10 protein-coding genes are annotated in these 14,385 nt (G+C 34.8%); 9 read left to right on the top strand and 1 reads right to left on the bottom strand.

All coding sequences use genetic code 11. From position 1 onward, the window contains the following. Positions 1–270 precede the first annotated feature (270 nt). The 9 genes from BUR17_RS01820 to BUR17_RS01780 all read left to right on the top strand — a co-directional run bounded on the left by BUR17_RS01820 (position 271) and on the right by BUR17_RS01780 (position 9,745). Positions 271–816: a peptidoglycan-binding protein LysM gene (locus BUR17_RS01820; RefSeq protein WP_074228292.1), complete on the top strand. Its 546-nt coding sequence runs from the start codon at positions 271–273 to the stop codon at positions 814–816. A gap of 58 nt (positions 817–874) precedes the next feature. Next, on the top strand, positions 875–1,204 hold the full coding sequence (locus tag BUR17_RS01815; protein ID WP_074228291.1) for a hypothetical protein: 330 nt from the start codon (positions 875–877) through the stop codon (positions 1,202–1,204). A gap of 257 nt (positions 1,205–1,461) precedes the next feature. Continuing rightward, positions 1,462–2,007, top strand: a complete 546-nt coding sequence (locus BUR17_RS01810) for a peptidoglycan-binding protein LysM (protein WP_074228290.1) — start codon at positions 1,462–1,464, stop codon at positions 2,005–2,007. Positions 2,008–2,216: 209 nt separating this feature from the next. Beyond that, complete coding sequence (locus BUR17_RS01805; RefSeq protein WP_074228289.1) at positions 2,217–2,762, top strand: peptidoglycan-binding protein LysM; 546 nt, start codon at positions 2,217–2,219, stop codon at positions 2,760–2,762. A gap of 199 nt (positions 2,763–2,961) precedes the next feature. After that, on the top strand, positions 2,962–3,639 hold the full coding sequence (locus tag BUR17_RS01800; RefSeq protein WP_262484502.1) for a hypothetical protein: 678 nt from the start codon (positions 2,962–2,964) through the stop codon (positions 3,637–3,639). Positions 3,640–3,650: 11 nt separating this feature from the next. Then, positions 3,651–6,452, top strand: coding sequence for a hypothetical protein (locus BUR17_RS01795; RefSeq protein ID WP_074228288.1), 2,802 nt, complete (start codon positions 3,651–3,653; stop codon positions 6,450–6,452). Positions 6,453–6,462: 10 nt separating this feature from the next. Further along, positions 6,463–7,896, top strand: a complete 1,434-nt coding sequence (locus BUR17_RS01790; protein WP_074228287.1) for a hypothetical protein — start codon at positions 6,463–6,465, stop codon at positions 7,894–7,896. A gap of 470 nt (positions 7,897–8,366) precedes the next feature. Then, positions 8,367–9,101 carry a sensor histidine kinase gene (locus BUR17_RS01785; RefSeq protein ID WP_074228286.1) on the top strand — a complete coding sequence of 245 codons (735 nt, stop codon included), beginning with the start codon at positions 8,367–8,369 and terminating at the stop codon, positions 9,099–9,101. Next, positions 9,101–9,745 carry a response regulator gene (locus BUR17_RS01780; protein ID WP_074228285.1) on the top strand — a complete coding sequence of 215 codons (645 nt, stop codon included), beginning with the start codon at positions 9,101–9,103 and terminating at the stop codon, positions 9,743–9,745. Before BUR17_RS01785 ends, BUR17_RS01780 begins: the two co-directional genes overlap by 1 nt. A 474-nt stretch (positions 9,746–10,219) precedes the next feature. On the opposite strand, the gene BUR17_RS01775 is transcribed toward BUR17_RS01780, so the two are convergent. Continuing rightward, the gene (locus BUR17_RS01775; protein ID WP_074230191.1) at positions 10,220–14,128 is read right to left on the bottom strand and encodes a response regulator; all 3,909 of its coding nucleotides are present in this window, start codon (positions 14,126–14,128) and stop codon (positions 10,220–10,222) included. Positions 14,129–14,385: the final 257 nt, after the last annotated feature.

Genomic DNA, 14,385 nt, shown 5'->3' with positions numbered 1-14,385 from the left:
TGAGTTTTTCTCAGTATTTTAAATTTACACCAAGGGGGTTGCATCCAATGACAACAACGAATTTAATGTGGTGAATGTACCCAATGTAAAAAAATGGATTTGTACAAAAATGTCCTCAATGTGATTAACAGCATATACAACAATCCGTGTAGTTATTTTACTACATGAACTTCCATTTTCAACTACAAAGAAACTTTTATCACCGCTGTAAATTTGTAGTGTTCAAAAGAGAACAATTAAACAAAAATAAAAATTTTAAATATTACTACCATGACAAAACAAATCGTAATCGCAGCCTTAACTATCGGAGCAATCGTATTAGGAACTAATAATGTTCATGCTCAAAATACAACCGCTACAACAACAGTAAACATTACCCTGAACGATGTGATCTCAATCGACGCCGGAAGTACGGCAATCGGTAATACAGTTGACTTTAACTATGTTACTGCAGCAGATTATAACTCTGATCAAACAATTAATAAAGCAAATTCTTTAAAAGTTACTTCAACAAAGAACTTTAATGTAAAAGTAAAAGCAGGAGGTGCTAATTTCATGAATGGAACCAACTTAATCCCTGTAAATGTTTTGACAATCAAAGCTGCTTCAGCTTCCGGAACAATGGGTGGAACAAAAAACACTGTCGTTTTATCTGCAACTGATCAAAATTTAGTTACAAATGCTCCGCTTGGAAGCGCATTAACATTGAATTTAGATTACACGATTCCTGCAGCAAAATCATCTTCTTCAGATATCTTAGGTAAACCAGCCGGAACTTATACGCAAACAGTTACATATACTGCGACTGCTTTATAATAAAGCAGTATTTATATCATAAAAAATTCAAGTATTAATTAAATAATTATAAGATAATATGCCGAATCTAATAAAAAAGCTATTGTTTTTACTTGAAATTGGTAATCATCAGTTTGATAGCATCCTTTGGAAAACCCGTCCAGAAAAAAGACAAACTCTTGTTAATGATATTTTTAAATTTAAAATTCCTATTGGGAAAAGCAAAAAAGAAATACGTGAACTTTTTGGACATGAGCCACATATCTATACTTCCATGATATGGTCTTATCCTGTTGAATCAGATAAATTTGGAAATACCCTTACGTCATTATCACTATATTTTAAAGACGAAATTGTAACAAGTATTAAGATTGAAAATAAGGAAGTAATATTTAATTATTTGAATTAAATCTAAGAGCCTAAAAAATTAACAAACAGTAACTTATACTGCAACTACTTTATAATAAAAACACAACAATTATATATACAGCTCTCAACACTTTCAAAATGTTGAGGGCTTTTTCATTTAAGCTAAACAGATCATTTTGTAGTTATTTTACTACATGAGCTTCCATTTTCAACTACAAAGAAACTTTTATCGCCACTGTAAATTTGCAGTATACAAAAGAGAACAATTAAACAAAATTAAAATCAAATATTCCTGCCATGAAAAAATCAATTGCAATCGCAGCTTTAACTATCGGAGCAACCATATTAGGAACTAACAATGTTCAGGCTCAAAATACAACCGCTACAACAACAGTAAACATTACCCTGAAAGATGTGATCTCCATCGATGCAGGAAGTACGGCAATCGGTAATACGGTTGATTTTAACTATGCTACTGCAGCAGACTATAATTCTGATCAAACAATTACTAAAGCTAACTCTTTGAAAGTTACTTCAACAAAGAACTTTAATGTAAAAGTAAAAGCAGGAGGTCCTAATTTCTTGAATGGGACCAACTTAATACCTGTAAATGTTTTGACAATTAAAGCTGCTTCAGCTTCCGGAACAATGGGCGGAACAAAAAACACTGTCGTTTTATCTGCAACTGATCAAAATTTAGTTACTAATGCTCCACTAGGAAGTGCATTAACATTGAATTTAGATTACATGATACCTTCAGCGAAATCATCATCTTCAGATATCTTAGGTAAACCAGCAGGAACTTATACGCAAACAGTTACGTATACAGCGACTGCTTTATAATAAAAAAACACAGCAATTATATATACCGGCCCTAAACACTTTCAAAATGTTGAGGGCTTTTCTATTTAAACCCAATAATTAATCCATGTAGTTATTTTACTACATCAACTTCCGTTTTCAACTACAAAGAAACTTTTATCCCCGCTGTAAATTTGTAGTGTTCAAAAGAGAACAATTAAACAAAAATAAAAATTTTAAATATTACTACCATGACAAAACAAATCGTAATCGCAGCCTTAACTCTTGGAGCAATCGTATTAGGAACTAACAATGTTCATGCTCAAAATACAACCGCTACAACAACAGTAAACATTACCCTGAACGATGTGATCTCAATCGACGCAGGAAGTACAGCAATCGGTAATACAGTTGACTTTAACTATGTTACTGCTGCAGACTATAACTCTGATCAAACAATTAATAAAGCCAACTCTTTGAAAGTTACTTCAACAAAGAACTTTAATGTAAAAGTAAAAGCAGGTGGTGCTAATTTCATGAATGGAACCAACTTAATCCCTGTAAATGTTTTGACAATTAAAGCTGCTTCAGCTTCCGGAACAATGGGCGGAACAAAAAACACTGTCGTTTTATCTGCAACTGATCAAAATTTAGTTACAAATGCTCCACTGGGAAGTGCATTAACATTGAATTTGGATTACACGATTCCTGCAGCGAAATCATCTTCTTCAGATATCTTAGGTAAACCAGCAGGAACTTATACGCAAACAGTTACGTATACTGCGACTGCTTTATAATATTTTTTTAGTCTGTAAAGCTTTCTTTTGCTACGTTTTCAGTAGTTTTGGGGATCTTTATTTTTAAACAATTTACACCATGCGCAAGTTTATTTACATTTTCATTTTCTTTATTCTTACAGGGTCTTCTTCAATTCTGGCACAAAGTATCTCGATGTCGCCTACGCGCTTGTTTTTTACTGGTAACCCGGGAGAAAAAGTGACAAAGACAGTCACGCTTCAAAACAGCTCAGAAAAAGATTATGTTTTTAATCTCAACTATAAAGATTGGGTTAGAGAAGAAGACGGAAATAAAGTTTATCTTGAAGCAGGAAGCTCAAAAACTTCTAATGCAGCTTGGGTCTCTACCTTAGAAAACTCAGTAACGGTTCCTGCGAGAAGTACAAAGGAGATTGTAGTAACCATGCAGATTCCTGCAAACGCATCAAAGTCTGTTACAAACAGCATGTTATTTTTCACCCAACTTCCTCAGCAGGCAGATCAGGCTCGTATTCAGAACGGAATTGGTATTATTACCTTATTTGAGGTTGGACTTCACATCTTTTATACACCACCTGGAAACCAGACAAAAAGTTTGGATATTACCAATATTTCAGAGGTGAATAATGAGAATGTGGCAAACAAAAAAGTAGCAGTAAGCATCCATAACGATGGAAATACCATCAATGATGCAACCGTTGAGTTTGAATTGACCAATACTGAAAGTGGTAAGGAAATAAAATTACCCGCAATTTCTATCTCAATGCTTCCCAATACCGATCAGACCGTTCAGTTTTCTTTACCGGAAAACATTTCAGGGAACTTTCTTGGTGTGGCTATTATTAAAATGGCAGGCTCAAATGATTTACGCGTAGGCGAAAAAAACTTTAAATTTTAAAAAACTAAGTCTTGAAACCACAAAATGGAATGCCGATATCAATCCTAAGAAGAACAATCTTATTTTTTGCAATTGTTCTTTTGCATTGTTCGTTTGCCTTTGCGCAGGAAAAAAAGGATATAGAAATCCATTTTGAAAACAACAATGTAGCTGTTGAAAAAGGTTCTACTTTTACTAATTTCCTGGTTATTGAGAATAAAAGTTCTGAAGAAATTACCGTTCAGAATATAATACCTGACGAAAAATATCCGGGTTTACTTTTCTATCCCAAAAATGACTTTACATTAGTTGCCGGTCAGTCTAAGAATCTTCCTGTGAAACTGATAGCCAATGTAGATTTTATGAAACTGAAATCTAATGAAATCAAATTCCAGGTTTCGTACACCACTCCAACGGTCACCAAAACTGAAAGTGCCTCATTCTTCGTTGCCAAAGACGAGAACAAAAATATTGCAATTTATACGGCATCGTATGAAAATTTCATTAATCCTAATTCTCCCGACTCCTCAATCCTGCTGATCGTAGAAAACCAAGGTTATAGTAAACGAACCGTTAAGATTGATTTGCAATCCATTCCTGATGGTTTGGAAATGATATCAAAACAACAAACACTATCTCTGGAAGGTTTAGAAAAACAAACGGTTGAGATCAAAATTACAGTCAGAAAACAGAATACGCTTTTCCCGGAATTTAATATTAATGCAACCGCAACAGATCTGCTTAATAATGAAATTGTAGGAAGCAACACGTTATACTTAGTCATTTTATCAAACAACAGGCAAATTGCCAGAGGAAACGAAGCGGTGAATGGAAGTAATTTTGCAGAAATTGCCTATAACGAAAACAGTTCAGGTTTTAATTTTCTTCAATTGAGAGGAAATACAACGTTTCGAGTGAATGAAAATTTGAAATCTCGTTTCAATATTGGTGCAGATTACTATCATGAAGAAGGCCTTTATAATCTATACGATACCTGGCTGGAACTGGAGAGAAAAAATACAGTATTGCGAGTTGGGAATGTTAATAGTAACGATTACGACTACCCGGTTTTTGGGAGAGGTGGGAAGCTTTCTACTAAATTTGGTAAAAATAATCAGATTGAAGTTCTTGCGCTGGAAAATAATTACAACCTATATGGAACCTATTTCCAACAAACAGAAGGATCTAAAATAGTGGGTGGAAAATATAGTTTTGGGAATGCTAAATCCTTTACTGGGAAAGTATCCTATTTATTCGACCATGATCCGCGCTTTAATGTAGATACACAAGTGGCGAACGCAACGACATCATTATTAATTAACGATAAACACACAATCCGCACTGAGTTAGGTTTCAGTAACGAAAAAGGTCTAGTGAACAAAGATGAAAACGCAGGAGCTTCAATGGGAGCCAATTACGAGGGAAAAATAGGAAAATGGGATATACAGTCTCTTAATTCCTTTGCTACCAAAAGTTATGCGGGAATCAAAAGAGGATCTTTTTTTTCAAATCAGCGAATCGGCCGACAATTTTCTGCTTCTCAGCGCGCTTTTATACAATATCAGAATTCACAGGTAGATCCGGAGTTCCTAAGTTTCCAGAGCACGCCAATCCAACCTGATAACACGTCTAATTTGCGTTATTATTTCAATAGTACAGAAGTATTGGGATCAGGTTACCAGTTTGCTGTAAAGAAGTGGAATTTCCTATTGTCTCCAAAAATTGAAAAGCAGAAAACAGCTAATTTTTACTCATCGCAGGAACTTTTTTCGTATCGAATGGAAGCCAACATAAGCACAACGTTTGGTGCTCACGGATTGAACTGGACAGCAGAATATTCTTATTCAAAAGACAACAATAAGGACGATTGGTTCAACAGTCTGAGAACAACCTTGTCTTACAGGTATAAATCTTTCTCACTCAACGGAACGGCTCAGTGGAACGCAATTAATGTTTTTGATTTAAATTCTTATTACGATGTAGACCGTAATTTTGCCAACTACAATGTATATGCCTCGTATAATTTTCAGATGCTTAAAAATAATCTGAGCGGATCTTTAACGGCTGGAACTTACTATTCGGAACTTTATAAAAACTTAAACAGCAATATCAGTGGTAATCTGGAATATAAGATTTCGCCTTCATGGTCTTCAACAGGCTATTTTAATTTTTCCGGTTATAAATCTACAGCTTATGCAAGCAGTGGCAATTTTTACCAGTTCAGGTTTGGAATTAAAAAATATTTTGCCGCAGCCACGGCTCTCGGAAATCATAAAGTGACGTTCCAGTTATTTGAAGATAAAAATTCTAATGGGCTTCTAGAGACGGGTGAATCGGTTCTTGCCAATGAAATAGTGAAACTGGACAATTTTGTTGCACTGACAGATAAAAACGGAAAAGTAGTTTTTCAGAATGTGCCTGAAGGTATCTACACGGTGAAGGTGAACGAAAATGCGGGTGCCCGACTAATGATGGATCCTGTAATTATGGTAAATAGCAATATCAACCGCAAAGTGGGTCTGGTAAAAAATAGTAAGGTAAGTGGGAAATTAACAGAGATCAAACAAGCCTACGATGTTTTGGAAACAGATGTAACCGGAATAGTGGTATATGCAAAAGGTGAAGATGGCGTGATTCATACCGCCGTGGTCAACCAAAAAAATGAGTTTGAGTTTTTCCTGAAAGAAGGAAAATACAACCTTTATATTGAAAATGACAAATACAGCTATACACAACCCAACCAAACTATTCAGGTAACAAAAGAAGGTTTTTCAGAAACCGTGGTTTTTGAATATAAGAAGAAAGACACCACCATTAAGGTGAAAAAGTTTTAAATTTAAAAGTATGAAAAAGACGAGGGCTTTTCTAATAGGAATTTTTACCGTGTTCTGCGGGTCTACAGTCACAAAAGCTCAGGATGTGTACCTGTCGATTCCTGAAAATAATATTTTTAACAGGACTGAATTTACTTCAGTACCTACAAGGGTAATGAATACCAACAGAACAAATTGGGATTATGGCTTTTTCGGAATTGGACCGGTAGCTCCAACCTTTACCTCTACATCCGGACCATCTTTTACACACTCTTCTACTTCACAATTCACTTTACCAACTTCTGTTCTTTTATGGCAGTTAGAAAGTATGGGGGGGCAGTTGCCATCTGTAGGACTTTCGGGTTCTTTACCGGGTTTTCAGTCTTTCAGTACAAGCGCTTTAAGATGGTTTGAACCGCCAACGACCAGTTTTGGGGGTGGATTCAACCGAGGGAATATCAATTTTACATTTAAAATTCCCGCTTCGCAATTTAATGCGAATGCGTTCCGTGCAGGCAATTACTCCATGGATATCACTCAGAATTATACCGACTTTACACCACGTAATTTTAAAACAATTTTAGTTATCCCCTCATCGATACGATGGATCACAACCTCTTTAACAAAATATATTGAAATATCTTCTTTGAATGAATATCGCAATACAAACACACGGGTGTGGGATTTGGGGAATACGGAAATCGCGAATACGGTTGATTTTAATTTATGGGCAAAAGCTACTTCCGCGAATATTCAGTTCACTTCTTCTAAAGGTGTTCCGGGAAGCAGAAATATAGCAAATATTAAATTAGGTAGTAATGGATCTCCACTTACGACCAAATCTTTATCTGCCAATTTTCAGAATTTTTCCCCGGCTAATTTCAGTGTTACAGCGGGAAACAGAAACAGCTTCACGCCAATGCTCTATGTGTCGGCGGAAGATTTTAAGAACTATTTTTTTGAAGCCGGAACTTATACTTTTGAATTGAACTTCAATGCTGCAAGTACAGATAATACTATTAACAATTTGCAAAATACAGCTGTTCAATTGAAGGTACTTCCTCGGTCGGAGATCACCATTCCAAGTTCCGGGAGAAATGTAAACTTTAATTTTAATACAGCTGCCCATTACACCAATGGTCAGTCACAAATAATTCCAAACCAAATTGTATTGTCCAATAATGAGAGTTTTGAACTGTATGTAAAATCAGACGAAAATTATTTCAAGAAAGGCGGCTTGCAGACCGACATCAATTCCAACATTTTACAAATTGGTGTAGATGGAAGTTCTGTAGATACTCCATTATCAAAAACTCCTCAAAAAATACTTTTTAACGGAACACCTGTTTTAGATCGGGAGCTGAACGTAAGATACACTATACCACCTGCAGGTGCCCAAAGTTTGGTAGGGAAAGAAAATACTACATACTCCATCAATGTTTATTATAGCTTTACAGCAATTTAATACTTCCTACTAAAACTATTCTTTACTAGAACTGAAACCATTAGAAAAATAAAAATACTATTCGCGACGCTACTTATGTAGCGTCGTGTCTTTTTTTTGTAAATCTGTTCCGATATTTATTTAATGTATGTATATTACAAATTAGAAAAAGGAAATCGACTTGTAAAGCCCGTTCGTATGTAACAGATCTTATTAATATGGATATTCAGATGCCTCACCTCAAAAGCATTGGAACAACCCCAAAAAACTATTGGAAAAAACCATCAAAATAGCTATTATTGCACTGACAATGGGAGTCTTTCTGTGAGAAAGAAAAGTTTCTGAAAGCAGGAATGCCGGACTTTTTAACCAAACCTTTATTAAAGAGATGATTCAAAAATGGTTTGGCATAGAAATCGAAAAAAATAAATAATAAACTATACTTTAAAAAATACTGGATTCGATTTTTTAAAGCCCATGATGCTTAATTTATGAATGACCAAATCAACGAACTACAATTAAAAATCGAAAGACTGGAAAACGAAATCAATTTTAAGAACGGACTGATTTCGATATTGTCTCATGATTCAAAAGAAATGTTTGGAAATTTTCTGTGGCTTATAGAAGCGCTGGAAGATAAGACCATTAGTGAGGAAGATTTTTTCAAACTATTGCCGCAGATAAAAAGCGATGCACGAAAGAATCTGCAAACTATTCAGGACAGCACCGCTTGGTTAAAAACACAATACGGAGACTTTAAGATTAAACCTGTGAAAATCATGGTGACTGATCTTTTTCATCATTTCGAAGAAAAATATGCTGATCAATTAAAAGAAAAAAGCATTAAATTTTATTTTAAAGGAAATCCCAATGCATTTCTTACAACCGATCGCTTGTTGCTTGAATATGTTTTAGACAAAATTCTCAATAATGCAGTGAAATACTCTTTGCCTGGGCAAGATATCTGCCTGCAGGAAGCTACAGAAGGTGATCAGGTCATCCTTTCTGTCATCGATTCTGGAACGGGAATGCCTGAAAAATATGTATCTGCGATCTACACTTACGATAACCCTATATTTCAGGGAACTTCTGGCGAAAAAGGAGTTGGATTAAGTTTGAAAATTGTTAAAAATTTTGTATCCTTGCTGCATGGAAACATCCAAATCATTTCCGCTGAAAATGAAGGTACTACGGTTTCCCTTTTTTTAAATAAATTTACTGAATAATGGCTTTAAAAGTAAATGTTCGTATTATTGTAGCAGACGATCACGGTATCGTACGGATGGGTTTGATACAAACCATCAAACGACTCTTACCTACAGCAATAATTACAGAAGTTGAGGATTATAAATCGCTGTACAAAGTAATTCAGAAAGAAGAATTGGATCTGGCCATTATGGACGTTAATATGCCTAATGGTACTGTGCAGGAAGCGATCGATTACCTAAAAATGCATCAACCCGACTTAAGAATTCTCGTATTTTCTTCTCAAGACGAAGATTTGTATGCAATACGTTATCTAAAAATGGGTGCCGGTGGTTATCTAAGCAAACAAAGCTCCAATGCAGTAATTGAAACGGCTTTGACAGCGATGCTTAATACTGGGCGATATGCAAGTGACGAAGTAAAAGAAGCGATGTTTTTAGAATCATTGAACGGCACAACAAAAAATTCACCCTTTGAAGCGCTATCAGACCGCGAATTGCAAATTGCCAATAAGATTGCAGAAGGTCTTCCCCTCAAAGAAATTTCTAATCAACTTAATCTCCATTCATCGACGATCAGTACTTACAAAAACAGGCTGTTTGAGAAGCTTAAAATACGATCCGTACCAGAATTGGTGGAGATTCTTAGGCTGTATAATCAGTAAACATTCTATTATTCCTTTTTTATCAACCCGGGGAATCGTTGGATCTTGTAGATTACAACAAGATTCTTCTCCCCTACCTTCAGAAGATTTTATGTAAAATCACTTTGTACGGACAGGTTCTTTATATTAAGCTTATTTAAACTTTAATAGTTGGTAATCGCAAAGGCGCAATTTTTAGTATAAACAGTTTTTAGGCACAAGGATTTTATCTACGATAAAATTTTAATTACTTTATTTTTAAATTCTTTTCGAAATTTTTAGGATTGTAATGCAGAAAGAATTTAAATTCCTTAAACAAAAGGCATCATGGCATCGGTAATTGCCAAATCAACATCTTTTTCTTTTAATATATCAATTGCTTTTTTAACATTGAGGGTTAAAATAATAGCGTGCCTTACTTTTAACAACTAATGCTAAATTTATTGATAATCAACTTTTTATATTCTAAAATCAGAATTATCATTGCTTTTTATTTTATTTCATTAAGCTTTTTATAATATCTAATCCTATTGTTATTTCTTCTTTTATTTCTTTCTCCATCGCTGAAAAATCTATATTTTCATTCGTTTTTTTCTCCCATTTCAATGCGCAGTCTGAAAGCCTGAAAAGACCGGCAGTTCCGGCAGTGCCTTTAAGCTTATGAAGAATCATTTTGGCATCGTTAACATTTTTTTCTGCTGCTATGGTAACAATATTATTCTCTGTCTGGATAAGCTCGTTAATCACAAGATTTAAAAATATTTCTTTGAAATCGTCATTATCACCAATCTGATCGTTCAGCAAATCAATATTGATATATTTCTCCATTACCATCTCATCTGTGGTCTCAACATCATTATCTCCTTCAGGAGCAATATGTTTTTTGAGCATTTCCAAAAGATCTGCCTGTCGCAAAGGTTTAGGTAGAAAATCGATCATCCCCGATTCCAGACATTTTTCTTTCTCTCCCAGAACGTTTCCTGCAGTTACACCAATAATGGGCACGTTTTTGTATCCTGGTAAGAGTCGAATCTGTTTTGTGGCTTCAAGACCATTCATCACCGGCATCTGTACATCCATAAGGATAATAGAGAAATCTTTTTTCTTACATTCTTCCACAGCTTCTAGACCATTTACCGCTTCTGTAAGATGTGCGTCAGGTATAAGTGATTTCATCATTTTATTATTCAGAACCATATTCACCGGGTTATCGTCTACCAGAAGTACATTTAGCTCTTTCATAAAAGAAATCTGGTCTTTTTCAGAATGTTGCGGAGCAATAACTTCTATCACATTATTTTGTGCCACACGTCTAAGTGTTTTATAAAGATCATCAGATTTAATAGGCTTTAAAAGAAAATAAGAATTGTCTTCCTTACGGAAAGAATTAATAACATCATGTTCCTCTGAAGAAGTATGAAGAATTACCAATGGTGAAGTTTCATTCCGTTCATTAAATAACTGTTTAATCTTGTCAATAGTTTCCAAACCGGAAATTATCGGCATGTGATAATCCATCAATATAACATCAAAATGTTCACCTTTCAGCAATATTTGTAAGGCTTCCATCCCGTTAGCAGCCAGTGTAGATTCTATATTTTTATAGGTAAGCATGTGTTGAAGAATGATTCTGTTTGCTTCATTATCATCCACTACAAGCACTTTTTTTATAGCGAGATCGTCATCTTCTTTCAATTCAGATATTTCATAAGGAATTTCAATGTCGAAGAAAAACACAGAACCTTTTTCAGGAGTACTGATCAGCGATAAATGACTTCCCATATATCCAAGAATATTGTTTGAAATGGTAAGACCTAGACCGGTTCCTCCGTAACGCTTACTGATAGAACTGTTTTCCTGAGTGAAAGCATCAAAAATATGTTTCTGCTTTTCGATAGGTATGCCAATTCCCGTATCTCTTACAGAAAATCGAAGAGCAATATTGCTATCATCCATGCGGAGTTTTTCTACTTTCAGCTCAATTTCGCCTTCTCCTGTGAATTTTACTGCATTTCCTAAGAGATTGATAAGGATTTGCTTTAATCGGGATTCATCAAGTAATAACGTTTTTGGAAGTCCTTGCTCAATATTAAGAAGAAGTTCAATATTTTTTTTCTGAGACTGATACAGAATCACATTAATAACCTGACTTACCATGTCATAAACATCACTTTTTTCTATCAGAAGCTCCATTTTACCAGATTCTATTTTAGAAAAATCCAGAATATCATTAATAATGTTTAAGAGGTTTTCCCCAGATTCATTAATATAATTAAGATACTGAGTCTGAATATCATTAAGAGGAGTTTTCAAAAGAAGATCAGAAAACCCAATCACTCCATTGAGAGGTGTGCGTATTTCATGACTCATGTTAGCAAGAAACTCTGATTTTGCCTTGCTTGCAATATCAGCCATTTTTTTTGCATTTTTAAGTTCTTCATTGGTATGTACAGAATTGGTAATATTTTTTACAGAGACAATCACCCCTCCAATTTCATTATCTGAAAGATACCATGGACCCACCTTAAGGTCGAAATGCTGAATTTCTTCTTTGCCATCAACACTAATCGCAAAATCTTCATTTATATAAGTTTTACCTTGCAAAGCAGCAAGATAAATTTCTTTTCGTTCTTCAGGAATGTTTGGTGATACTACAAAAAGATTCTTTCCGATAATATCTGCCTCATCCATTTTGAATTCTCCTCTCCATCTGCTGCTTACAGAAATATAATTAAGATCTTTATCAAACATCGCCACGGCAACCGGAACATACGTTACGAAGGATTGCATCATTGCTTCTTTTTTAGCAATATCGAGGAACATATTTTTGAATACATCAATATCCTGAATGATCCCATAAACCCTGTTGCAAACGCCATTTTCAAATTCCGGAATTCCTTTTACCCTTACCCAAATCGTAACCCCATCATTACGCACGAGCTGAAATTCATCATCATACGGAACTCCCTCTGTTACCGCTCTGTTGAATAAAAATTTAACTCTTTCTCTGCTATCTTCTTTATAAAAACCAATGGCATTTTCTAAATTAGGCTGAAAATCGTTGCTTATCTTATGAATTTCTTTGGTACTTTGAGACCAGAATACCGTATCTTTTTTCAAATTTACCTCCCAACCACCTACTTGAGCTACAGAACTTGTCTGCTCCAGCATTTTTTTTGTCTGAATTAGATCTTTCTCTAAAGTCATCCTTTCGGTGACGTTCAATGCCGTGCTTATTACATAAGGCTTCCCTTCTTCATCTATCTCAACAACATTGTGGTACATCCAGATCTGCTCTACCCCATTCTTTGCTTTAAGAATCATTGTTCCGAAATCCTCCTTGTTTTTATTAATCCTATCAAGATACTGGTTTAAAGATGGCCAATTATGCTCAGGAACAAGATCTCTAAGATTTAAATTTTTCACCTCATCTATAGAATAATGAAGCGTTTCTCTACCTTTTTCGTTAACAGAGATAATGTTACCCTCCATATCATGCATACTCATCAAACCGATGGCGTTTTCAAAGAAACTCCTGAAACGTCTCTCTGAGCTTTCCAACTGACGTTTTTCTTCCGTCTGTGCTGTAATGTTGATTCCGAAGCAGAAAATTTCCGAAAGTTCCTGATTGGATTTTAACAGCCACTCTACAATCACAGAACTTCCATCTTCAGTTACAGTAGAAGTAGTAAAAGATACTTCCTGGTTATTCTCCGAAAGATCTTTAAACTTTGAAAGGTTGTTATTACCTTCTCCGAAAACCTGGTTAAAACCAAGCCCAATCGCTTCTTCTTTCTTTAACGAAAATATTTTTTCGACCACCGGATTGAAATCTTTAAACTTCAATTCGTCATCCAAAACACAGATCAGATTATTGGATATATTGAAAAGTTGCTGAAAATATTCTGCATAAACGGTCTTTCTCTTTGCCGTTAGAAGTTTAGAAATTACATCTGCAAGCTTTTTGAGTGCTGTAATCTGACTCTCTATAATAGTTCTGGGCTTATAATCAATCACACAGATTGTTCCTAATGCAAAACCTTCGTCATCAATAAATGGTATGCCTACATAAAATCGTATCCCTCCTTCCAAAATGAGTGGATTATCCTTGGATCTGTCATCCAAAAGCGTATCATTAATAATCACAACCTCTCCGCTTGCTATCGAATACTGGCAAACCGTATTCTCGCGCGCTACAGAATCGATTTCAAGGCCTATACAGCTTTGGATGGTCTGCGTCTCGCTTTCCATGATTGCAATTAAAGAAGCAGGACAATCGGCTATAAGGCATGCCGTTTCTGCAAAAACATCAAATTGAGGATCTTTGCCTAAGTTCAGAAGATCAAAAAATTCTAATTTTTTCAATCTTTCTATCTCATTATCAGGAAGGATATTCTTCATCATATTAGCGGCAAAATTATTTAAAAATAAATAAATATCATTATAATATTTATACAAATAACTTTTTATTAAAGTTTATTTAAAAATACAATTATAAGCTTACAAACATAATAATCCCTACTTATTTAAAAGCATTAATAAAATGATACAAATCTTGCTCTGAAGTTTATAGATTATAAAATAACATCTGCTTTCATCGACTCATTTTGCCTCTTCAATGAAAAAACTGATAAATCATACATTTTAGAAAAACTTTACAT

The sequence above is a fragment of the Chryseobacterium scophthalmum genome, assembly GCF_900143185.1.
Classification (GTDB): Bacteria; Bacteroidota; Bacteroidia; order Flavobacteriales; family Weeksellaceae; genus Chryseobacterium; species Chryseobacterium scophthalmum.
The sequence above is the reverse complement of the archived record's forward strand: the minus strand, read 5'-3'. Positions and strand labels throughout refer to the sequence as shown.